Here is a 23,367-nt window from a genome sequence, read left to right as displayed (position 1 = left end):
TATGAGCAGAATTGATGAACAAATGGTTAACTCGATTCGCGTATTATCAATGGATATGATTGAAAAAGCGAACTCCGGCCATCCCGGTTTGCCGATGGGAGCCGCACCAATGGCTTTCTCGCTTTGGAAAAATCATTTAAAATTCAATCCAGAACACCCAACTTGGTTTAACCGCGATCGCTTCGTTTTGTCAGCTGGTCACGGTTCGGCAATGCTTTATAGTTTGCTACATCTATTTGGTTATGATTTACCAATGAGCGAGCTGAAAAACTTCCGCCAAACTGGTAGTAAAACGCCCGGTCATCCTGAATTCGGTCATACGGTTGGTGTCGATGCAACTACCGGTCCACTTGGTCAAGGTTTCGCAATGGGAGTTGGGATGGCAATGGCCGAGGCTCACCTTGGCGCCAAATTTAACCAACCTGAATTCCCGGTTGTTGACCATAATACCTACGTGCTATGCGGAGACGGCTGTTTGATGGAAGGCATTTCCTACGAAGCCGCATCCCTTGCTGGTCATTTAAAACTGGGAAAATTAGTTGTTTTATATGATTCGAATGATATCTCACTGGATGGCGATTTAAACGAGTCTTTTTCAGAAGACATCGAACTCAGATTCCGAGCAGCCGGTTGGCAAACGCTACGTGTGGACGACGGAAATGACTTAGATGCGCTTGATGCAGCAATCCATCTCGCAAAAACCGAGAAATCCCGCCCTACTTTAATCGAAGTGAAAACGGTCATCGGTTACGGTAGCCCTGGTAAAGCCGGAAAATCGGCGGCACACGGCTCCCCACTTGGCGAAAAAGAACTCAAACTTGCAAAAGAAGCTTACGATTGGCAAATGCCACCTTTTGAATTACCAAAAACTGTCGAAAATCAGAAAGAATTTTATCATTCTAAAGGTCGCGCGAGTGAAAGCAGCTGGCTCCGGACATTCAATGCTTACAAACAAAAATATCCAGCACTCGCAGAAAGTTTGCAACAATTAATGGATGATAATTTGGATGCGGATTGGGATGCAGAACTTCCTGTCTTCGATGAAAATGCGGATAAAGCCGTTGCAACCCGTGAAGTATCAGGAATTGTTCTACAAGAATTGGAGAAAAAACTGCCTAACCTATTTGGTGGCGCGGCCGATTTGGCCTCCTCCAATAAAACCCATTTAAAAGCTAGCGAACGGTTTGCTCCAGGTAACTATGCCGCCAAAAATATCTCATTCGGCGTCCGCGAGTTCGCAATGGGAGCAGCAGTCAACGGAATGACGCTTCACGGCGGTGTTCAAGCTTTCGGCGCAACCTTCTTCGTATTCTCGGATTATCTACGTTCCGCGATTCGTTCAGCAGCTTTAATGGGCATTCCATCCACTTTCATCATGACCCATGATTCCATCGCAGTCGGTGAAGACGGTCCAACGCACGAACCAATCGAGCATCTCGCATCCTTCCGCGCCATGCCGGGACTTCACGTCATCCGACCAGCTGACGGCAACGAAACCGTCGAAGCATACCGCTATGCCTTTACTCAAAAAGAACAACCAACCATGCTCGTTCTTAGCCGCCAAAACCTGCCAATTTTACCAAATAGCGCAGCAAAAGCGCAAACCGGACTTGCAAAAGGTGCTTACATCTTAGCCGATTCCCCGCTTGATAAACTAGATATTATCTTACTCGCTTCTGGATCCGAAGTACACCTAATGACAGCTGTCAGAGATAATCTCGCTAAAAAAGGCTTCGGAGCACGCGTAGTCAGCATGCCAAGCTTTGATTTATTCGACAAACAAAGCCCTGAATATAAAGAGTCCGTTTTACCAAAAGCAGTGAAAAATCGCTTCGCCGCAGAAATGGGCGCATCATACGGCTGGCACAAATACCTCGGCGACACAGGCCAAATCCTCGCGATTGATTCGTTTGGTATGTCTGGCCCGGGAGATGAGCTAGCAAGACGATTTGGCTTTACTGTAGAGAACTTGACGGAGCTTGCGTTGAAGCAGTTGTAGGTATGGAATAAACTTTTTAACAGTAACCAATCAAGTACTCGGGCATAAAAAAGCAGGCATTCTCTATTTAGAAAGAAGAGAATGCCTGTATTTATTTGACTAGAAATCAATTTCCCACTTTACTCAGCGCCATTAAGCTTAGATAAATCAGCAAGTAGCGGTTTCCCATCTGCATCCAAAAGTGGTGACATTCCACCCGCATAACCAGACAAATGGTAAACATATTGCACACCGGTTTCTTTATCAACCCAAATTTCCATAATGTTGAGTTTTCCTTAGGTATAAATTTTTTCAAATCTTTCTTCCATTGTTTTCCGCCTCCTGTTTTAAGGTTGCACGCTTTATTCCACCCTAAATCAATTTAATTTCCGAATCAAAATATTGCTCAATAAAATGTACTTTCTCTCTAATTTCCTCTATGGTGAAATCCTCATTCGGGGCTGCGACCACCCATTTATCTTCCACGTCATCATTTCGGGTAATCACCGCAATTAAATCTCCTTGAAACGTATCAATTGGCTCAGAGATCTCTCTCGATAAAACATACACATCCTGTTCTTCCCCGTCACCACCAACGACACCTTCCACAAACCCATAATTCAGCGGATAGACATTGCCGAATTTGTCGACATAACCTATAGGGCGATCTATGGTTACTTTTAGAGTCTGTTTTTTTGTTTTAGAAAGTTGAGTTTTATGGATTAATTGTTTACGTGAAACCATATGATTTTCTCCTTTCTAAGTTTTTTATTTCAAAATTTGAATGAAGTCTCTTTTTATATGCCTTCTTTCCCCTGCTCCAAACGATTTTGCAAAACTTTATCTAGCCTACGCTCGAAAAGAAGATGCTATATAATCAGTTATATTTACATTCAATTTCTTCTGTTATTGGGATTGGTATAACTCAACTCTTCAAAGCTATCCTGTTTTAATTATAATTCAAGCTAAAGCTTCTAAAGAACGAGTCACTTCTTCTCTAATTTGCTTTTCACTGTAGTAAACATTAGGTAATTTCAAATCTTCTTCGCTATCAGAGAATCTAGCAGCCATATCAGACACATTCCCTAAAATTGTGTATTCATCCTTGGACAATTCATCATAATCTATTTCTAAATCAAAAATTTTTATAAACTGATTTATAAAGGTATTAATCTCTATTTATCCATTCCATTTAATAAAAAGTATAGTTGTTCTTTTTTTGTCATAATAATTCTCTTCCAATATTTGATATTAACAGTTTCTAATATTTATGCAATTATAGAAATTCCTTTTTGACAATTAAATCTATTGATTAAAGAAATCACCAAATTTTATGATTCGCAGTATATCTGCAACCTGTCTACTTCAAAAGAAATATAATGCCCTACTAAATGTTCATAGTCTTCCAATAAGTCATTGTAATGAAAAAACCTACATCCAATACGTTATCCTCTAATAACTCCCCCCAAAGCATGTAACTAAAATTGTTAAGGTGCTCAATTCTTTTTATTTGTTCATTTTTCTGTTCTGTAATTTCTAAAAAATCATTAGTAAATATATCTATTTCTGCTTTATATTCTTCGCCTATCTCTAATTCTTGAGGCGAGGCATTAAAAGCAACTACTTTTTGATTATTAATCAAAAGTTCTACCTTCTCTTCAACAAGAGAATCAATTTTATTTACTGCTACTAAATTATCCATAAATTCCTCCTACTTAATTGGATTGATAACAGGGATATTTTCCCCTTTATTCATCATTTTCCAAAAACGTTTTACCACTTTCAACATGATAAGTGGTAATTTCACCTAAATTATTAGTCCCAATTGTTTTCTTCTCGTTTGATCGACATTCGTTTCTGCCGTCATCTTTGTTTTTTTGATTTGTTGGAGTTGTTGTTCAAGTTGGCTGTGTGCGCTATCCAATTAACGCACCTCCAACTGATTGATTTTTTGTCCCATCAATTGGTCTTGTTTGGCATAGGCAATACCCATTTTCTTTAGCCGGCTCGCATCTTGCTTGGTCACGTGTTGAAAATCTTCCACGACATCCACCAACTCAATCAAAGCCGAGCGCAATTGATCAATTGAATTGGCTCTGGAATAAGCCATGTTCCCGTTTTTTAATGGTAAGTATCTTCCCGAACTTTTACTTGCCAATTTGGTTGCGTGTTGTTGGAAGGTTACTTCGTTGACTTTTATTTCTCTCACATTCGTGCTTCCTCTCTGTCTAATGGGATTTAGTTTCATACTCTCCCATTATAACATCGCTTGAACACGGCTTTTGTGAGCGTTTTGTGAAGCTATTCGCTAAAAAACGGCTTTACAATGGCTTTTTAAGTGAATAATTTAACATTTCGTTTTATTGCTGCTATTTATATTGATGTGCCACCAACTATCTCTGATTACTCTGATAATGCCATGTTGGCCGCTGATTATTGTATTATCGTACTAAAAACACAGGAATTATCCCTTGACCTAGCTCAGACATACATAGCATACATGCAATATCTTGCAGATACCTATAATTCAGAATTAGATGTTCTTGGATTAATACCTATAATGCTTAGAAAAGGTCGTCGGATTGACCAGAAAGTTTTGGATCAAGCAAAAGAAATGTATGGTAGTAATGTATTAAATACAATTGTTAAATATTAAGAACGTCTTAAAGTCTATGATGTTGAAGGTATAACTGTTAGTTACAATGCTAATGGTAAGGTAGATATGTGGGACACTAGAGCTCACCAAGTGTTTATTGATGTATTAGATGAATTAGACGAGCATGAAATAATGCTTCAAAATATTTGAAAAGGGGTGATGTTAAATGACTAATGATGAAAAATCATCTCTAATAATTTCTAGAAAAAGAAAATCTACATTAAATTCAAAAAAAGTAGATACTGCCGGGATAGGGGACTTCGGTAGAGATACTACACCAGTATCGTCTGTTATCAGTCAACCTAACAGCGCAAGTAAAGATAATGCGATTCCTGCTGAATATCAAAGTACTATCCCTGAAGAAACTGTCAACGTTGTCCGACAGGCAGTACCTAATGAAGTTGATTTTCGCAGAAAAGCAACTAAAACACAAAAGATGTCTTCAGACGTTATACTTAAATTAAATACTCTAAAACCATATATTAAAGATTTAGAAGAGATGGGGAGTGATGGTAATCCATCTATTAATGACATAGTAAATATGTTGTTAGATAATTATATCAATACAAAGTTATCTACACGTCAACTTCAAGGATACAAGGCAGTTTATCAAAACTTATTTGAACATCTTTAAATTATAAAAATTCTGAATTTATTATTTTATAACCTTAAAAACAGCCTAAATACTCATCTTAAAAGCACAGGAATTTTTTAACGAAAAAAATCACAGGGAGACAGAGTATACTGGTATACTCTGTCTCCCTGTGATTAGGTGATTAATATCTATCACAATTACAAATCAACTTCCGACCATAAAAGATATGAATATATTTTTATAACCTCAAAGAAGTAGACGGATATACATATAGATTTGTAGATTTCTTTTGCTTTTGAATTCTATTAAACGAACTAAAAAAATAATTTATTTACACATTTAAACCTGTGTAAATGTGTAAATAAAAATTGTTAGCCCTTATGCCCCCCAACTACTAACAGCTTGGTCTTTATCCTCATGCTTGATACCGAAGTTTAGCCTTTCGTGAGATATAACTTATACGCTTCTAAGAATCAAAAATAGCATATATACTTATATATATGCTTACACGGATAAATATATTTATATGTAGGTGAAAACGACAAGAATTATGTTATTACAACGTTTCTTGTCATTTTTTATCCTTTATGACCTCCAACTATTTCAGATTTACTTATTAAAAACGATAGGCATTCTCTTGATAAATTTATCTTGCATGCTTTCCTCTACAATAAAATTCGCGATGTTATAGCGAGATATGCTTAACTTTCCATTCTTATCTCCAAAAACGTAGTCATATCCGTTACCATTAGTTTTTAGATTAGGGTTAATGAAGCGAACTACTGTCCAATCGATGTTGGACACATAAATAATTTTCTCCATTTTTTTCATTTCTCTATATGCATTGGGATAAAGTATTTTTGCCATCACTTTTGGCAATATTGTAGTAATATGATTTTTATCTTCTTTACTAGTTAGAGTTGGTGTTCCAATTATAATCAATCGTTTTCGGTTCTGTTTATTCATTGCTGAAATTATATTTTGTAAACCATCTGCAATTGGAGTTCCCTTTAATTTACGACTCATATCCAAGCTTGGTCCTATGGCGTTAATGATAACATCAGCATTTTCAATAGCTTTATTTATTTGATCCTGTTGATGTAGCTCAGCGTATATAACATCCATCCTCATTTTCTCTATCATTTTTGAGTTTGGTCTTAGAACAGCTGTTACATTATGCCCTTTATCTATAGCGAGTTTTGTGACAAACTTACCTATGCCACCGTTTGCTCCAAAGATTGTAATATTCATTTTTCTGCCTCTCTTTCACTTTATACTATCCAACAAATGTTGTATAGTATAAGTATATGAAATTAGTATGGTGAAAACAACCAACAATATATTCGTTTTGTTGGATAGGAGTGATAAAATGAAGATGCATGATCCTCGGTATAGACGTGCAGAAGATACTATTGTTGATACTTTTTTGCATTTGCTTCGTCAAAATTCTTTTGATTCAATTTCAATTAATGAGCTTACCAAGAAAGCGAATATTAATAGAAGTACATTCTATTCTCATTACGAAGATAAAAATCATCTGTTGAAGACTGTTATCAAGACGAGCTTACATAATTATTTGGAAATTCACACGATTAATAACTTCTTGTTTGGCGAAGAGTTCATTTGGTCTATTCTAGTGCAAACTCGTGATTTTGTTGAATCGATTTCAAAGGAATGGGGCAAAGGTTTTTTATCCATAATTATGCAAATAGATATGTATATACGAGAATATCTTTATGACATTATTTATGACAAATTAATGCTAAGTTCTTACGCGAAAGAAAATCCTGAACGGAGATATCTCGCAGTTAGTTTGAGTGCTAGTATTTTTTCTGTTATTCGAGAAACACACATTAAACAGGTGAAACTAGATGATATGAAATTTAACCTGTTGCCAATGATTTATACCTTTTAAAAAAATCTCGGCTATTAAGGGCTTTTTTTGTATCGCTAATGAAGACGGGTGAGTGATAGCAGCACTTAACACGCTCTCAATGCATTCTGACGACATAGCTTCTCGCCATTTTAACCTGCTTGACTCTTGTTGCTGATCCATTTGTTCATTATGTTCGCTCAAGAAAAATACTTGCCATTTTTTATCCCTCGATCTTGATAGGTCATCAAAATCACAACCTTTCAATCGAGATTATTTCCGTATCTCGTACAATAATTCCGGATACAAGAATCGTCTTCAATGATTCATTAAATAAATAACATTTGCCCGAAACGTGATGTTCGTAACCACCACTATACGTGGTAAAAAGGAGAGAATAATCATTGTCTATAGAATCATGTATTAACTTCAAATATTGCTCCCAGCGTTCTTTAGTGACAATAGGTTGATTGACTCTCTCATAATACTTTTTCCCAATTAACATCATTTCCATGGCCAAAACCCCCAAAAATAATAAGAACATACGTTTGTATATATTATACAAACGTATGTTCTTATTTACAATGTGTCTTTTTTATCATTTTTTAGTGTTATAAGTTAATTTTTACTATTTGTTCACTAACGTTCATTCTTTTAAATCTGAATCTAGCAAAATAGAATGATAGATAAGATAGCTTAATTACTTTATAACACACACAGCTTTTTTTGCTTGTCACTAACTAGATTATTCAACTATCACTTTAAAAGGTGCATGCCCTGTTTCAACATTTTGCAGTAATGTAGGTTTCCTAAATCTCAGACTTGTATCTAATTTGAAAATCGCCGTTTCATCAATTATTCCTAAAAACGAAACATTTATCCATAAAGGTGCTTTAGGAAAAACACCTCCTAGAACATCAACTGTATCATTTATTCCCAGTTGTTTTCCTCCAATATTTTCTTCAGTTAATACCATTCTTTTCATCATTTCATCTGTACTATCTAATATTTTTCCAGATTCTTCTATGGGAACAATCACGAATCTATCTTTCAAGCTGTTTATATTTTTAGATTGTTTAATTTCATCTACTGTTTTTTGTAAATTGTTTTTAAATATTTGTTTATTCATTTGTGTAAGTTTAGACATGGTACTGAACCTCCCCAATTATTTTAATTTTGTACTTGTATGACCCAGCTTCCCTAAATCAACATATCCAGATTCAGTCAAATTCATACTATAATTTTCTAGCCAAGCATTTTTGGTATTTATTCCCGAATTCTCAAAAATTTGTTGATAATTATTTGCATGATTTGTAGTAGGAGTATAGTGTCCTGACTGATTATCAATGCGTCGAACATTTCCATTTTTATCAAGTTTTAATTTCCCTGCTGCCTGAACATCTGCACCACCTGCTAAATAAGAATGCCCTTTTCCAACTTTTAGATTACCTTCCATATCAATGATAAAATCTACCTCATGAATTCCGTCTCTTATTTTAATTTGCCCATTTTCAATTATATAATCAAATGTTTTTCCTGCCTGTTTTTCGTTTGGGTATTTATTTTTTATTAACTGGACTGGGTTTATACCACCACTTGTACGTTCTGAAATTTTTCCAACTTCTGGTTTTTTTACTTTCTTTACCATTATTGTTTTATTTCTAGCTGCTGCAATCCCAAACCCTAAACTTAATGTCATTTCTGTCAGTCCGGCATCATCCATCGCATCTTTTACGCTGGCCACATAGGCAGAAGACTTCAACACACCTCCGGAAAATCCGGATACTTTTTGACCATTTAAGTAATTCACGCCTTCTTTCCAACTGTCATTTACTTTCCGTTCTAGTTCTTCTCCGGAAAGATTGGTATAAAGAAGAGGATTTAATTCTTGGCCATGTTCTTCTAGGAAGTCTTGCAGTTCTTGGTTGGTTGCTCGTTTGCCATCTCTTTCCAGCAGCCACATCGTCACCGTTTCGCCTTGGTCATTCACATAAGTATAGGCAAACAAAGTATAATCTTCAAATGCTTTTGGAAAAGGATCTTTACCATTTTCTTTTCGGGCTGCTTGGAGCGCTTTATTCATTAGTAATAAGCTATTGTTGGCACTGGTTGGTACGGAGTAAGTACCCGTTTTCTCATTAAACGTAACCTGTTGTAACAATTCTTGCACCGCACGTCCGGTCGCTTGAATGAGTTCGTCTAACGCACTAAAAAACTGGCCATGACTTTGTTCAAAAGCTAAATATCTTTCTAGGATGTTCTCTTTTTCGATTGCCTTCAATAATTGTGTATGAACACTTCTTGATTTCACTGCATAGACTTGTTGCATATCCGGCTTCGTATTGGGCGCCGTCAATTGTCGATGCAAGTCTTCTTCTTTTCGCTGTAACTGGCTAACTTTGGCCATTGCTTCTTGTAAGATTTCTGCATCAATTCTAGCGGAAGGCGAACTATCCACTTGGCTCCCGAACTCGCGAATATATTGCGATAGTCGCTCTTCGCTTTCATCCAATGCCTCAATGATGCTCTGGCAAATACTTGTATAGGTACTCGTAAAATATCGTTTGGAGGTACTAACTGCTTCCCCTTTTAAACGATTGTCCTGGGCGTAATCCATCGCTTCTTCTTTAATTTTTCTAATCATCGCTTTGGCTTCCGCATTACTACTTCGCAAACCGTGGAGAAAGTCATTCAATTCCGCAATATCTATCCGGCTCACTTGCTCCACTCCTTTTGTAAGGTGGCTTGTTTGGTTTCTAGTGTGTGGAGCTTGTTCTTATTTTCTTGTAATTCCGTGTCTAAATCGCTTCTTTTATCCTGGAGATCACGCCTCCAAGCCTGAGATTCTTCGTGTTGCTGCTCTTCTAAAAAACGATGAAAACCACTGGCTTCTTCGCCTTGCCAGCCACTGCGTAAAAAGTCTAATAACACCAGTTTTTCTTGTGTTAATTGGTGGCTGTCCTCTTCTAACCAATCTTGTTCATTTTGTTTTCTTCTCGTTTGGTCGACATTCGTTTCTGCCGTTAGCTTTGCTTTTTTGATTTGTTGGAGTTGTTGTTCTAGTTGGCGGTGTGCGCTATCCAATTAACGCACCTCCAACTGATTGATTTTTTGTCCTATGACCTGGTCTTGCTTGGCATAGGCAATACCCATTTTCTTTAATCGGCCCGCATCTTGCTTGGTCACGTGTTGAAAATCCTCCACTACGCCTACCAAATCAATCAATGCCGACCGCAATTGATCAATTGAATTGGCTCTGGAATAAGCCATGTTACCGTTTTTCAGTGGCAAATAACTTCCCGTACTTTCACTTGCCAATTTGGTTGCGTGTTGTTGGAAGGTTACTTCGCTAACTTTTATTTCTCTCATCTGCATGCTTCCTCTCTATGTAAATCCTTCCCCCTCATTATATCACCGGTAGCACACCTCTTTTGTGAGCATTCTGTGAAACAATTCATTGAAAAACAGCTTAAAATCAGCTTTTTAAGTGAAAAAATTAACATTTCATCTTCTAACTAAGTCAATACCAAAAAGCCTCTCTTTAAAGACAGGCTTTTGGGCTATTTTCTTTTGGTTGTCAGCTACACTCTATCTAAAATACCATCTAACTTATTCAAATCAATCTGCGAATCGTCTTCATAAGCACGCACTATATCTCTTTCATTATCATTTAAGTCACTCTCTTTTTTTCTTTTTGCACTCTTATATAAAGCATTGACTAACATTTTATGTTTCAAGAGGAGTTGCTGTGTATCTAGTCTCCCTTTTAAACAAAATATGTCTTTTAATAAAAAATTAGTTTTTTGAAGGTTTTCTTTGACCGTTAATTCGATGTTATCCGTATTTTCCTTGCGTGTTGGATCATACATTCCAGCTGAAATAACGATTAATTTACTTGACAAAGTTTTATAATTTTTAGAAAACTTATCAAATCCGAGTACTTTTCCCATATAGATCGCACCAACATAAATGATTTCATCGGCTTCAACGATTGATTCAGGAATAGATTCCACAGAATACATTGGAATTTCTTTCTTCTGACTAAGCTCTGTTGCATATTTCTTACTGGTGCCGTATTGACTTGAATAAATAATCATTTTATTCATCATCTTCCTGCTCCCTTCTTTATAAGCTTCCATATTATTATAACATTCAAAAACAAATTGTTTGTGTGCATTTCATGAACGTTTTATAGTTCACATTAGAAATTAGAAGGAAGCTTTTCATCATTACTTCCTGTTAGATTTGGTTCAATAAGTAATAAAAGCCTTATTAAATATCATTATTTAATGAATTCTATAAGGCTTCTATTATTTAAAGATTATCCATTTATTGGTTCGTTTTTGGTTTTCTAAAAAGGAATATACTAGCAACGAGTAGCATATTAAAACCGATTAAAACTGCTAATGCCATATTTTCAGTATCTCCGGTGGCAGGCAACGTATTATTGTCTACTTTTAGCTTCGTATCAGCACTTGGTGGTTGGTTTGTTTTCCCTTTAACTTTAGGCTCATCTTTACTAACTTGTGTATTTTTCTTGTATTTAAAAGTAACTGTTTGCGATTTTTCGGTAAAAACACCTTTAGCAGAATCATCGCCAACTACGCTATAGCCATCAATTGCCTTGGCTTCTACACTATAACTATCATCAATATCCCCTGTAACCTTTTTAGAATCAGCCAATTTCTTACCTGACTCATCTACATACTGAACTGTTATTTCGCCTGATTTTTTGGAAGGCGTTGCTGTAGTGTATGTGAAAGTAATAGTTTGCGGTTCTTCTGTTATCTTACCACTTGCAATTGCTCGGCATGAATAACCACTCACCGTTTGCGCCTCAGCTTCAAAATCATCTCCTACTTCGCCAGTTATTTGTTTATCTTCGGCAACTGCTTTTCCATTTGCATCTTCGTATTTAATCGTTACAACACCAGGCTTGATTGCTTTATAATGAAACACAACTGTCTGCTCAACTGTTGAAAATACGCCGCTTAAAGTGGCATCACATTTGTATCCAGCTATAGATTTCGCGTCAATAGAAAATGCATCATCTAGATTACCAGTTAAGGTCTCCGCTGCACTAATTTCTGCTCCATTTTCATCTACATATTTTACATTTACTTTTTCAGCAGCAGCATCACTTACAATGACGCTTACTTCTACTGGATTGGCAGCTTGGCCATCTTCATTCGTAGCAGTCAGTGTGACCGTATAAGTTCCAACTTTATTAATATCTACTTTTTCTGCAAAATCGGTTTTAATTTCCACGTTAGCTTCATCGATTTTTGCATCACTATCATATAAAAATCTTCTTTCATCTGTTTGTTCATGTTTGTTATATTTTACTTCTGCATTCGCTGTAATTACTGGTGCACTTTCTGCTCCAATGTGAACAATTACTTCAATTGGTGTAGAGACAGCCCCATCTTCGTTTGTAGCATTTATCGTAACAGTATAATCTCCTGTTTTACTTCTATCTACTACGGAATCAAAATTACTTGTTGCTTTTGCTGTACTTGGGGCTTCCGTTCCTTCTAAATGAACATCTTTGAAGAAATCAGATTCGGTTACAGCTTCATTTTTCGCATAGCTTACTTCTGCATCAGCTTTTAACGTCGCGGCTGGTTCTTTATTTATTGTAACGGTCACTGCTACTGGTTCTGCGCTAATGCCGTCTTCATTTACAGCATTAAGCGTAACTGTGTAGCTCATGGCTGTTTTGAAGTTTGTCGCGGTCTCGAAATTAGAGGTGATTACAGTTGAGCTTTGACCATCACTACTTGTTGCATGAATATCTTCTAAGAACTTCGCTTCCGCTATGTTAGCGAACTTGTCATAGGAAATAGTTGCATCGGCTGTTATAACAGGACGTTCTCCTTGTTGAACATGTACAATTACTTCAACCGGTGTAGCCTTTACGCCGTCTTCATTCGTAGCATTTAATGTTACCGTGTAATCGCCAGCTTTATTTAAATTCACATCGGCACTGAAGTTACTTGTAATCGTTACATTTTTTTCATTAATAGTTGCATGAATATCACTTAAAAATTCTGCTTCACTTACTTCATCAAATTTCGGATAGGTTATTTCCTTATCAGCAGTGATTTCTGGCGCTGGAAGTTTTTTTACTATGACAGAAACTTCTTTTGGTGCCGATACTCCGCCATCTTCATTTGTAGCAGTAATCGTTACTGTGTACGTTCCTGGGACGTCTAGTTTAACTACTGTTTCAAAATCACTTTCCAAAACTGCGGTTGTTGGGCTCGCGTTAATACTAGCATGAACATCTTTTAGAAATTGCGTTTCATTAATCTCTGCATATTTTTCATATTGTTGTGCCGTATTTGCGCTAATCGTTGCTATTTTCTCTTTCTCCACATGGACAATAATCGCAGTTGGCGTAGACGCTACACCATCACTATTAATAGAATTCAGAGTAACAGTATAATCACCTGCTTTATCTAAATTAACTGCTGTAGCAAAGTTAGAAGTTATTATAGAGCCATCATTTGTATCTGCGTCTATATCATCTAAGAAAGCTGCTTCGGTTTTTTTAGAGAATTTGTCATAAGTGATGTCAGTTTTCGCACTTATAATCGGCGCCGGATCTTTGTCTACAGTAACAGTGACATAGACCGTTTCAGCTTTCACGCCGTCCTCATTTTCAGAATTTAGCGCAACGGTATAATCTCCGCCTTTATTCAAGTTAACTGCTGTACTAAAATTAGTTGTAATAGCTGTATTTAAATCCGTACTCGCATGAACATCTTCTAAAAATTGTTTCTCTGTAATAGTCGCATGTTTATCATAATTAATTGTTTGGTCTGCCGAAATGACAGGCGCTCCGTGAAGAACTTTGACAATTACTTTGCAACTATCCCCTTGGATTCCATCTTTTTCAGAAGTTAGAGTAACTTCATATTCACCAAAAGTGTTTAAATCCACCACTGTAGCAAAATCACTTGTAACAGGAGCCCCGTCCGATGATTTTGCATTAACATCTTTTAAAAACTGCTCCTCTGAAATAGTATCACCAATTGTATAAGTTTGCTCTGCATTTGCAGTTACTTTAACTGCAGATTTATAAGGTTGGGTGATTGTTCCTGAGAAGGTTAAACCATCTTTTAGCCTATTAAAGTTAAATTCAGTGGAACTGGAGGCTGCGGTCATGTTAGTCCAAGTTATTTCCCCATCCTTGTAAGTACCAGAGTGCGCTATAGATGATGGCGCTAGTGGTGTGCCGTCATACCAAACAACCGGATTATCTATGGTAAATGAGCTTTGATATGATAATACAGTTGGCAATGTATATGTTTGATTACTCGCAGTAACACTCGCCCCCCGATTAACCATATTAGCGGCAGGACTAATATCAATAATTTTATTTTTTGATAGAGCTAGCTTGTTTAAATTATCCAGATCACTAAGTGCTGAAATATCTTCAATCTGGTTGTTTTCAAGTGTTAATTCTTGAAGAGTCGTCAAATTAGATAAGGCAGAAATATCTTTAATTTTATTGGAATCTAAATTTAAGTAGATTAGTCTTGATAGGGTGGAAAGCCCACTTATATCACTAATATAACCATTATCTCGCAAATTTAATTCCGTTAGATTTGTTAGATCACTTAATGCACTTAAGTTCCCTTCTGTTCCAGTGTAATTAAGGTAATTGTTTTGTAATTCTAAATTTCTCAGCTTAGAAACACCGTCCATCGTTCCTAGGCTTCTTAAATAAGAATAATTGTCTGTAACTTTTAATATTTCTAACTTGGGTAAGTCGCCAATTGGAGCAAGTGATGGTATTCTGTTGAAAGATAAATCTACATAAGTTAATTCTGGTAAATTATCCATCGTACCAATATTGGTAATCAAATTATTTTGCGCATAAAACGTCTCCAAACTTGGTAAATCATGTATAACGGATGTATTTGTAATTCTATTTGAATGCACATCTAGGTTTTGCAATTTTGGTAAATTATCAAAGGTACCTATATTTGTAATTAAGTTATTACTCGCATCCACTTTTCTTAAATTCGGCATATCGTGAATCATCGAAATATCTGATACATTGTTGTTTTGAGCGTAAAATTCCTTCAGTGAAGGTAATTCAGTCATTTTACCGACTGTCCTAATGACATTATTTGATACATTAATATAATTTAAACTCGGGAAATTTGTTAGTGTACTCACATCTGATAACCTATTCGAACTAACATTCAACCATTCTAATAGTGGTAATTTTTTTAATTCCCCTATTGTTGTAAGATAATTTACACTTACATCTAAATAGCTTAATCGAGGTAAGTCGTTTATTTCACTTATACTAGTTAGTTGATTTTCCTTGAGATCTAATTTTTCTAATTTAGGAAGGTTATCAAGCGTTCCAATAGATGTAATTCCGCAGCCATCCAAGGCTAATGTTTTTAATTGTGGCATATCGGTAATTGCATTAATATTGGTTAAATCTTTATTATCTGAGAGAATTAATGTCTGTAATTTCGGTAAATTATTCAGTGTTCCTAAATCTTCAATCGCACAGCTATCTGCCGTAATATTCACCAAATTAGGCAAGTCCTTCAAGCTTGTGATTTCTTTCAGTTTACTACAACCACTTAATTGAATCATTTCGAGTTCCGAAAGCCCGCTAATATCTCCAAGCGTTTCTAAATCGGTACAGTTACTCGCATCAATCAATTGAAGCTTCGTCGCCCCTTTTAATGTCGCTAAACTTTTTAAAGAAGCATTCCCTTTAATATAGAGATTCTTTAGTTTTGGAAGTTTTGCTAATGAAGTTAAGTCGGTTAAATCATTTTCTTGCAAGTAAAATGTTTCTAGTTCTGGCAAAATAGCGCCAGCTGGATTATCTAATTCCAATGTTTTAATATTACAGCCTTGCGCACTAATTTCTTTTAACACTGGTAATGCTGCAACTTGTGAAATATCTTCTAACGCCTTATTTGCAGAGACATTAAGTTCTTGCAAATTAACTAAACCCTCCACCCCTGAAAGATTTACTAATGTTCGATTGGAAGAAAGGTTAAGTGAAACCAGGTTCACCAAATCTTTAATTGGGGCCAAGTCAGATATATTATTCTCACTTAAATTCAGGCTCGTTAAATTCTCTAAATATTGTAATCCTTCAATATTGGAAATATCCGTTGGGTCATTGCCCGTTTCCCCACTCAAATCAAGTTGGCTTATTGCTAAAAGAGCTGCACTATCCACTGATTCATTACCTGTTGCAGCCGCATTTCCTGTGATAATCACGGCTAATTTTTTAGCAAGATTGTCGTCTGGAAACAAAGAATTATATGTGCTTCCTGCTGGTACTACTGCTTTTAAATTAGTTTGTTTCAACTGACTTTTGTCTGTATTAATTTCTGTTTTAATATTAGAAGCCGGTTCTTTTGTTTTCGCTTTTTCCTCTTTTTCTGTCGTTTCTTTGCTTGCTTCTGCTTCTTTTGGCTCTTCTGCCTTTTCATTGTCTGAACCAGATTCGCTTTCTGTAGCTTCAGTAGCAGTTTCTGTTTCTGCCGTTTTCACTGTCGTATCTTCGGTGACAGTGGTTTCATCTGCACCTACTAATAGAGTATCAAAAGGCGCTAAATAACCAAGTAACAATACGCTGATAATAACTATACTAAATTTCTTTTTCAAGACTTTCCCTCTATTCTATCTTTTAATTTATTTTGAATAAAATTGACACTAATTAATTATAAGATGTTAGAAATAGTTAGATAGTTCGAGTCAGTACTAAATCGTCCGGAAAATGTGTCTATTTTTGGGTTTCACTTATTAAATCGCAGAGGAAGTTCTATTATTAGACTATCCTTCGTCTTTGAGGGAATAATAGGCAAAAAAACTATCACCCCTTTTCATAAAGTTAAAAGTTGTTTTGGGACATGTTACTCGTTTTTTCTGCTATCTTTTAGTACTCCAGTATCAAAAAAAGAGGAGACAGCTCTCTGTCTCCTCTCCTTGTGAGTTGCAACTATTTATCTCCTAGAAGCAACCAATTACACTATTTTTTAAATTTCTATGAGCTTTTATTTAGCACGCTTTTTTTGAGTAAGGCGAATGAAAAGCCCCAACATTAGTAATCCAAAGCCCACTAATAAAACAGTTGCATTATCATCGCCTGTAGCTGGTAATTTAATATTAGATCTATTTTCCAAGTTTCCACTCTCGGACTGACCTGTTGGACTTACTTTTATAGAAGAGGGTGTTGAGGGCTTATCTCCACCGGCCGCTTCTGCTTTATTTGTATCTTTACTAAACTGAGCATAAAGAATAATATTATATGCTGGCATTTTATCTGTTGTAAAATCCCATTTATTACCACCAGTTTTCGAGTCATACCAACCAATAAAAGTATAGCCTTCTTTTGTTGGGCTCAATGGTTCAGAAATTAGCTCTCCAGCTTCAAGAGATTCTGTCGTTTGTACATCATCCACATCAAATGTCACATTCGAAATCGTTGGTGCTAGTGGCTCTACGATATGCACCTTTACTTCTACAGGGATTGCTTCTACTCCATCTTCATTTGTAGATTTTAACGTTACGGTATAATCTCCTGCAGTGCTCCATATTACAGCCGTAGCGAAATCACTTTCAATTGGTGAACCATCACTCGTTTTAGCATGAATCGCTGCAAGAAATTCCGTGATGCTGACTTCCGCGTTTTTAGCGTACGTAATTTCTTTATCTGCGGTAATTACTGGCGCTGGCGACTTGGCGATGTGCACAGTTACTTCTACAGGGATTGCTTCAACTCCATCTTCATTTGTAGACCTTAGCGTTACGGTATAATCTCCTGCAGTGCCCCATGTTACAGCCGTATCTAAATCAGCTTCAATTGATGAACCATCACTCGTTTTAGCATGAATCGCTGCAAGAAATTCCGTGATGCTGACTTCCGCGTTTTTAGCGTACGTAATTTCTTTATCTGCGGTAATTACTGGCGCTGGCGACTTGGCGATGTGCACAGTTACTTCTACAGGGATTGCTTCAACTCCATCTTCATTTGTAGACCTTAGCGTTACGGTATAATCTCCTGCAGTGCCCCAATTTACAGCCGTAGCGAAATCACTTTCAATTGGTGAACCATCATTCGTTTTAGCATGAATCGCTGCAAGATATTCCGTGATGCTGACTTCCGCGTTTTTAGTGTATGTGATTTCTTTATCTGCGGTAATTACTGGCGCTGGCGACTTAGCGATATGCACTAATACAGTCACCGAAGCCGCTTTTACTCCATCCTCATTCACTGCATTTAATGTCACTTCATACGTTCCCGCTTTTGCAAAGTCCACAACACTTTCAAAATCAGAAGTTAGTGTTGCATCATCCGTTACGCTTGCAGAAATATCTTTGAAAAAGGCAGCTTCTGATACCGTTTCGTTTTTCGGGTAATTCATCTCTGCATCTGCGCTAATAACTGGTACTTTAGATGCTTTGATTGGTTGTGTCACTTTCCCCGAAAAAGTTCCTTGAATAGTTGCCTCTTGAACAGGTTCACTAAATTGATAATCAACGGCATTCACGCTTTTTATATCTTCAAAAAGCCACTTGATTTGGTTATTTTGATAGGTTCCCTTATTAGAGATGGATTTGGCAGTGGTTATTTGACCGAAATTCTTCACTTCATTATCAAGAACTAGGTCTGACACGATAACTTTTTGCTTTAGAGTGATTGTTTGATTCATCGCACTTAGCGTTGTTAATACGGGATTTTCCGTTTTCAAACTTGTTGGCAATACACTGATATGGTTATTGTCTACGGTGAGTGTCTGTAATTTAGGGAACGCATGTAGGTTCTCTATTTCAGTCACTAAATTCTCGTACGCGTCAATTTTGCTTACTGCGGATAAATTTTCAAGTCCTTCTAGTGTAGTAATTTTGTTGTAACTTATAATTACCACTGATACTTTTGGCAGGTTATTAATTACTAACTCTTCTATCGCGCAATGATCTAACTTTACCTCAGAGCTGGTTGATGGTAAATTTTCTAAAATCACCTTACTTAATCCTGGTGTACTCGAAAAAACAATATCATCTTGATAAGCGCTAGAGCCATTACCTACAGCTATCAAAATTGGAAGATTTTTTAGCGTAACTTCTGTCAACTCTGAACTACTACCTGTGTCGCACTCAAAGGTCCATAATTTTGGCTGGTCTTGAATATTTATCTTAATTAAATTATTACCACGAACATTCATTGTTCTTAATAACGGGAATTTTTCCGCTGTTACTTGATCCATTACCACATTAGTAAGTGCATTCCATCCCAGCTCTAACTTCTGTAATTTAGGGAAGGCATGCATACTTTCTATTTCAGTCACTAAATTCTCAGATACGTATAAAGTGTTTACTGCAGATAAATTTTCAAGTCCTTCTAGTGTAGTAATTTTGTTGTTACTTATATTTACCATTGATACTTTTGGAAGGTTATTAATTACTAACTCTTCTATCGCGCAACGATCTAATCGTACTGAAGAGCTTATTGATGGTAAATTTTCTAGAATCACCTTACTTAATCCTGGTGTACTAGAAAAAACAATATCATTTTGATAAGCACTAGAGCCATTACCTGCAACTATTAAAGTTGGAAGATTTTTTAGCGTAACTTCTGTCAACTCTGAACTACTACCTGTGTCGCACTCAAAGGTCCATAATTTTGGCTGGTCTTGAATATTTATCTTAATTAAATTATTACCACGAACATTCATTGTTCTTAATAACGGGAATTTTTCCGCTGTTACTTGATCCATTACCACATTAGTAAGTGCATTCCATCCCAGCTCTAACTTCTGTAATTTAGGGAAGGCATGCATACTTTCTATTTCAGTCACTAAATTCTCAGATACGTATAAAGTGTTTACTGCAGATAAATTTTCAAGTCCTTCTAGTGTAGTAATTTTGTTGTTACTTATATTTACCATTGATACTTTTGGAAGGTTATTAATTACTAACTCTTCTATCGCGCAACGATCTAATCGTACTGAAGAGCTTATTGATGGTAAATTTTCTAGAATCACCTTACTTAATCCTGGTGTACTAGAAAAAACAATATCATTTTGATAAGCACTAGAGCCATTACCTGCAACTATTAAAGTTGGAAGATTTTTTAGCGTAACTTCTGTCAACTCTGAACTACTACCTGTGTCACACTTAAAGGTCCATAATTTAGGTTGGTCTTGAACATTTATATTTTTTAAGTTATTACTACGAATATCAACAGCGCTTAACATAGGTAAATTACTATTCGCGTTTAGGTTGAAACTTGTTATTTTATTATTAGATACATTTAGATTGGACAAATTCACGAGACCATTGAGTGCAGAAATATCAGTGATTTGGTTCCCGCTTATACTTAAAGAGGTTAATTTTGAAAGTAAATCTATTCCTGTTAAATCAACTATCCCTTTAGATGTAGCAGTTAGTGAAGTGATTTTATTCAAGTCTGTTTGCGATACTTCTTGCGTGATATCCTCTGAACCAGTTGCTGCTTTTGCAATTACAGTAGCTAAAGCTGCATCAGGAAAAACAGTTTCATATGTTTCGCCTGCTTGAAGGACAGTTTTTTCTTGCTTCAGATTATTGGTAAGGGTAGGTTTCTGAGGCGTTTTTTCTTCGAGAGCTACTTTAGGCTCTAACGTGGTTTCTGTATTTACTGATTTCGATTCATTTTCTTCCGCCATGGTGATTAACGGGTATGCGAAGAGTGATTGAAAAAGGACCACTCCAATCATGATAATCTGTTTTGTTTTGCTTTTCATAATCTATCTCCTTCTCGTTGTTGTTAGCATCTTCAGTAATAATAGAATGAATGAGCAAGTTAAAAATACCTACTATTTCATTGAAAAGTATTATTTAAGTATATATCCCATAAACTCCTCCACACATAACAATTAGTCTTTTTTCATCTAATTCGTTAAAGCCCTAAAATTCGCGTAAAATTATGAGGAGATGGAGTTGCTTTATATATAATATATCAAATTCACAACGAGTTTGTACTATTATTATTACTTTTTCATATAGTATCAAGAGGGATTTTTATCTATCTTCGGTAAATTTATACTATAAACAGACAAATTCACAGAATAGTTTTTAAAATAAAAACAGCTGAAACAAAGGCGTAGTAGCCATTGTTAGGGAATTTAATATCTTAAGTATTGTTCCAATATTATAATCGACCGCAACTCGTAACATTTTCGACACAAAATAGCCGATATTTTGTATCTTCTGGTAGTTTCTATATAAAATCTCATCTTCACGTGCTAATATATATTTTGTTTGAACACTGCTGACTATACTAAACAACAGCAACTGAAGGAGCAACTAACTATGAAACTGTCCAAATTTTTTACAATAATTGCATTAAGTGCCACCGTTACAAGTAGCCTACCGATACCAATGGTAAAAGCAGAGAGCACAACCGCAAATGAAACTAAAATCGAAAATCAATTACCAAAAACAGATTTAAAAGAAACACCGAAAGAAAAAACAACGAATAACAACCTGAAAAATCAACTTGTCCAAGCAGGAACCAAAACTTATAATGATTACTTTCCAGATGATAATTTAGCTAAAGCGGTAGCAGAAAAAATGAACAAAAACGTGGATGAATCTGTAACTGTCGAGGAATTAGCTAAAATAACTAAACTAGATGCACGGAGCCAAGGCATAGAAGATAGCACTGGAATCGAATATTTGACTGGATTAGAGATACTTTATCTTGAGGATAATCAACTAAAAAGTATAGATGTCAGTAAAAATCTAAATCTAAAAGACTTGGCTTGCTCTAACAACCCGTTAGCGAATTTAGATGTTAGTAAAAATCTTGCTTTAGAAGAATTGACTTGTGAAAACAATGAATTAACACAACTAGATGTTAGCAAAAATACAGCTTTAGAGTATTTGTATTGCCCTAGAAATCAGTTAACAAAGCTAGATGTTAGTAAAAACTCCGCTTTACGTTATTTGGCTTGCGATGTCAATCAGTTAACCAGTTTAGATGTTAGTCAAAATCCAGCTTTAACAAATCTTGGTTGTACTAAAAACCAACTTACAGATTTAGATGTTAGCCAAAATCCGAATTTAAGCACTTTGGTTTGTTCTGATAACCAGTTAACCAACTTAGACGTTAGCCAAAATCAAGCTCTAGCATATTTGACTTGTGATAACAATGGGTTGAAGAATATAGATATTGATCAAAATCTAGCTTTAATAGAGTTATCTTGTGAAAACAATCAACTAACGAATTTAGATACTACCCAAAATCTAGCTTTAGAGATTTTATATTGCGATGACAATCAGCTAACGAATTTAGATGTTAGAAAAAACGTAAATTTATTAATTTTATCTTGTAATAACAATCAACTAACGAATCTAGCTGTTGGAGAGACAATATTGGATGTAAGCTGTAATAATAACCAGCTAAAAGATATTAGTTCCTTACCAGATTATCTTACTGCTGAGAATGGCGAGTACCAAGCAATGGATCAAACATTAGTAGGTCCAATCCAAACGACACAAAATAATACACTTGTATACGCTGTTCCTACAGACCTGTTAGATAAGGATGGTAACATTGTTTCCATCATAAAACCAGAAAATGGTGGGGTTTATGATGCAGCTACTAGAACTATTACGTGGGAAAATTTACCAGATAGCGGAGAAGTGAGTTACACATTTGAAAGCAATGACTATGGTGTGTTTTCTGGAAGAGTTACTGTGCCATATACAGGAAAAGAAACTGTCAGCATTTCTAGTGATGATGAGATTAGTTACAAAGAAGGCACTACAAAAACAGAGGAAGCCTTCCTCACAGATATCCATGCAAGCGTAACTCCAGCAACAGAAACCATCACTAGCAATTTTGCTGACGTAGTAGACTTACAAACACCAGGTAAATATGTTGTAAAACTAAGCGTGGCAGAATCAGATATTACGAAAGACGTCATTGTGTATGTGACAGAGGAACCAAGTAAAGATAATCCTGTCGCTCCTGTTCCACCAAAAGATCCAGATAACAAAGTAGCAGACAATGACCAAAATACGGAAAAACCCCAAGTAAAAGTAGACGAAAAGACGTTGCCAAAAACAGGTGATATTACTAGCTTAAGTTTGTCATTGGCTGGAATTATTTGCTTAAGCTTTGGTATTCTATTTTTCATCAAACGAAAGAAAAAAACAGTTTAATAATGAGTAATAGCCTTATCATAAGTGATAAGGCTATTTTTTATTCTATCAATATCTACTTT

The 23,367-nt window shown here is 35.9% G+C and carries 15 protein-coding genes and 3 pseudogenes; 5 read left to right on the top strand and 13 right to left on the bottom strand.

The features are described from left to right. Window position 1 precedes the first annotated feature (1 nt). Window positions 2–1,999, top strand: coding sequence for a transketolase (gene tkt / locus GL301_RS01890; protein ID WP_003734815.1), 1,998 nt, complete (start codon window positions 2–4; stop codon window positions 1,997–1,999). A gap of 119 nt (window positions 2,000–2,118) precedes the next feature. Here tkt and GL301_RS01885 read toward each other — a convergent pair whose 3' ends face one another. From GL301_RS01885 to GL301_RS01865, 5 genes and pseudogenes are all read right to left on the bottom strand, one after another. Next, the gene (locus GL301_RS01885) at window positions 2,119–2,259 is read right to left on the bottom strand and encodes a DUF6440 family protein (protein WP_260491433.1); all 141 of its coding nucleotides are present in this window, start codon (window positions 2,257–2,259) and stop codon (window positions 2,119–2,121) included. Window positions 2,260–2,350: 91 nt separating this feature from the next. Then, window positions 2,351–2,722: an inorganic diphosphatase gene (locus GL301_RS01880; protein WP_003728153.1), complete on the bottom strand. Its 372-nt coding sequence runs from the start codon at window positions 2,720–2,722 to the stop codon at window positions 2,351–2,353. A gap of 587 nt (window positions 2,723–3,309) precedes the next feature. Next, a pseudogene (locus tag GL301_RS01875) lies at window positions 3,310–3,680 on the bottom strand (hypothetical protein). A 123-nt stretch (window positions 3,681–3,803) separates the two neighbouring features. Next, a pseudogene (locus GL301_RS01870) lies at window positions 3,804–3,902 on the bottom strand (ribonuclease P); the annotation flags it as partial. After that, window positions 3,903–4,187: a DUF3130 domain-containing protein gene (locus GL301_RS01865; RefSeq protein WP_021496509.1), complete on the bottom strand. Its 285-nt coding sequence runs from the start codon at window positions 4,185–4,187 to the stop codon at window positions 3,903–3,905. A 162-nt stretch (window positions 4,188–4,349) separates the two neighbouring features. Between GL301_RS01865 and GL301_RS01860 the strand changes: the two are divergent. Both GL301_RS01860 and GL301_RS01855 read left to right on the top strand, forming a co-directional pair. Then, window positions 4,350–4,784: pseudogene (locus GL301_RS01860) on the top strand (ParA family protein); the annotation flags it as partial. A 16-nt stretch (window positions 4,785–4,800) separates the two neighbouring features. Further along, window positions 4,801–5,268: a hypothetical protein gene (locus GL301_RS01855; protein ID WP_003728158.1), complete on the top strand. Its 468-nt coding sequence runs from the start codon at window positions 4,801–4,803 to the stop codon at window positions 5,266–5,268. 570 nt (window positions 5,269–5,838) lie between these two features. Here the strand turns inward: GL301_RS01855 and GL301_RS01850 are convergent. Further along, window positions 5,839–6,480: an NAD(P)H-binding protein gene (locus tag GL301_RS01850; protein ID WP_003728159.1), complete on the bottom strand. Its 642-nt coding sequence runs from the start codon at window positions 6,478–6,480 to the stop codon at window positions 5,839–5,841. Between the two features lie 118 nt (window positions 6,481–6,598). Here GL301_RS01850 and GL301_RS01845 point away from each other — a divergent pair, with 118 nt between their 5' ends. Next, complete coding sequence (locus tag GL301_RS01845; RefSeq protein ID WP_003734819.1) at window positions 6,599–7,144, top strand: TetR/AcrR family transcriptional regulator; 546 nt, start codon at window positions 6,599–6,601, stop codon at window positions 7,142–7,144. A 703-nt stretch (window positions 7,145–7,847) separates the two neighbouring features. Here the strand turns inward: GL301_RS01845 and GL301_RS01840 are convergent. The 7 genes from GL301_RS01840 to GL301_RS01810 all read right to left on the bottom strand — a co-directional run bounded on the left by GL301_RS01840 (window position 7,848) and on the right by GL301_RS01810 (window position 20,880). After that, complete coding sequence (locus tag GL301_RS01840) at window positions 7,848–8,249, bottom strand: hypothetical protein (protein WP_003728163.1); 402 nt, start codon at window positions 8,247–8,249, stop codon at window positions 7,848–7,850. A gap of 18 nt (window positions 8,250–8,267) precedes the next feature. Beyond that, window positions 8,268–9,821, bottom strand: coding sequence for an LXG domain-containing protein (locus tag GL301_RS01835; protein ID WP_077955233.1), 1,554 nt, complete (start codon window positions 9,819–9,821; stop codon window positions 8,268–8,270). Next, on the bottom strand, window positions 9,818–10,186 hold the full coding sequence (locus GL301_RS01830; protein WP_021496253.1) for a hypothetical protein: 369 nt from the start codon (window positions 10,184–10,186) through the stop codon (window positions 9,818–9,820). The genes GL301_RS01835 and GL301_RS01830 overlap by 4 nt, the downstream gene beginning before the upstream one ends. Continuing rightward, window positions 10,187–10,471, bottom strand: coding sequence for a DUF3130 domain-containing protein (locus tag GL301_RS01825; protein WP_070014811.1), 285 nt, complete (start codon window positions 10,469–10,471; stop codon window positions 10,187–10,189). Window positions 10,472–10,683: 212 nt separating this feature from the next. Then, window positions 10,684–11,208, bottom strand: coding sequence for a flavodoxin domain-containing protein (locus GL301_RS01820; RefSeq protein WP_061106786.1), 525 nt, complete (start codon window positions 11,206–11,208; stop codon window positions 10,684–10,686). A gap of 223 nt (window positions 11,209–11,431) precedes the next feature. After that, entirely contained in the window at window positions 11,432–16,759 is a 5,328-nt protein-coding gene (gene inlI, locus GL301_RS01815) for a class 1 internalin InlI (RefSeq protein ID WP_031647977.1), read from the bottom strand. A 389-nt stretch (window positions 16,760–17,148) separates the two neighbouring features. Further along, a complete protein-coding gene (locus tag GL301_RS01810; RefSeq protein ID WP_137097619.1) occupies window positions 17,149–20,880 on the bottom strand; it encodes a LapB repeat-containing protein in 3,732 nt (1,243 codons plus the stop codon). Between the two features lie 568 nt (window positions 20,881–21,448). On the opposite strand from GL301_RS01810, the gene GL301_RS01805 reads away from it, so the two are divergent. Further along, complete coding sequence (locus tag GL301_RS01805; protein ID WP_003728022.1) at window positions 21,449–23,305, top strand: LapB repeat-containing protein; 1,857 nt, start codon at window positions 21,449–21,451, stop codon at window positions 23,303–23,305. The last annotated feature ends 62 nt before the right edge of the window (window positions 23,306–23,367 follow it).

Origin of the sequence: Listeria sp. LM90SB2, from assembly GCF_028867355.1 — a bacterium.
Taxonomy (GTDB): Bacteria; Bacillota; Bacilli; order Lactobacillales; family Listeriaceae; genus Listeria; species Listeria monocytogenes_B.
Note: the sequence above shows the minus strand (reverse complement) of the source record. Positions and strands in the feature narration are given on the sequence as shown.

Bases quoted from the DNA above. Each gene is read 5' to 3' on its own strand.
- GL301_RS01855 (WP_003728158.1), top strand. From the start codon at position 4,801: ATGACTAATGATGAAAAATCATCTCTAATAATTTCTAGAAAAAGAAAA.
- GL301_RS01825 (WP_070014811.1), bottom strand. From the start codon at position 10,471: ATGAGAGAAATAAAAGTTAGCGAAGTAACCTTCCAACAACACGCAACC.
- GL301_RS01810 (WP_137097619.1), bottom strand. From the start codon at position 20,880: ATGAAAAGCAAAACAAAACAGATTATCATGATTGGAGTGGTCCTTTTT.
- GL301_RS01840 (WP_003728163.1), bottom strand. From the start codon at position 8,249: ATGTCTAAACTTACACAAATGAATAAACAAATATTTAAAAACAATTTA.
- GL301_RS01820 (WP_061106786.1), bottom strand. From the start codon at position 11,208: ATGAATAAAATGATTATTTATTCAAGTCAATACGGCACCAGTAAGAAA.
- GL301_RS01805 (WP_003728022.1), top strand. From the start codon at position 21,449: ATGAAACTGTCCAAATTTTTTACAATAATTGCATTAAGTGCCACCGTT.
- GL301_RS01845 (WP_003734819.1), top strand. From the start codon at position 6,599: ATGAAGATGCATGATCCTCGGTATAGACGTGCAGAAGATACTATTGTT.
- tkt (WP_003734815.1), top strand. From the start codon at position 2: ATGAGCAGAATTGATGAACAAATGGTTAACTCGATTCGCGTATTATCA.
- GL301_RS01885 (WP_260491433.1), bottom strand. From the start codon at position 2,259: ATGGAAATTTGGGTTGATAAAGAAACCGGTGTGCAATATGTTTACCAT.
- GL301_RS01850 (WP_003728159.1), bottom strand. From the start codon at position 6,480: ATGAATATTACAATCTTTGGAGCAAACGGTGGCATAGGTAAGTTTGTC.
- GL301_RS01880 (WP_003728153.1), bottom strand. From the start codon at position 2,722: ATGGTTTCACGTAAACAATTAATCCATAAAACTCAACTTTCTAAAACA.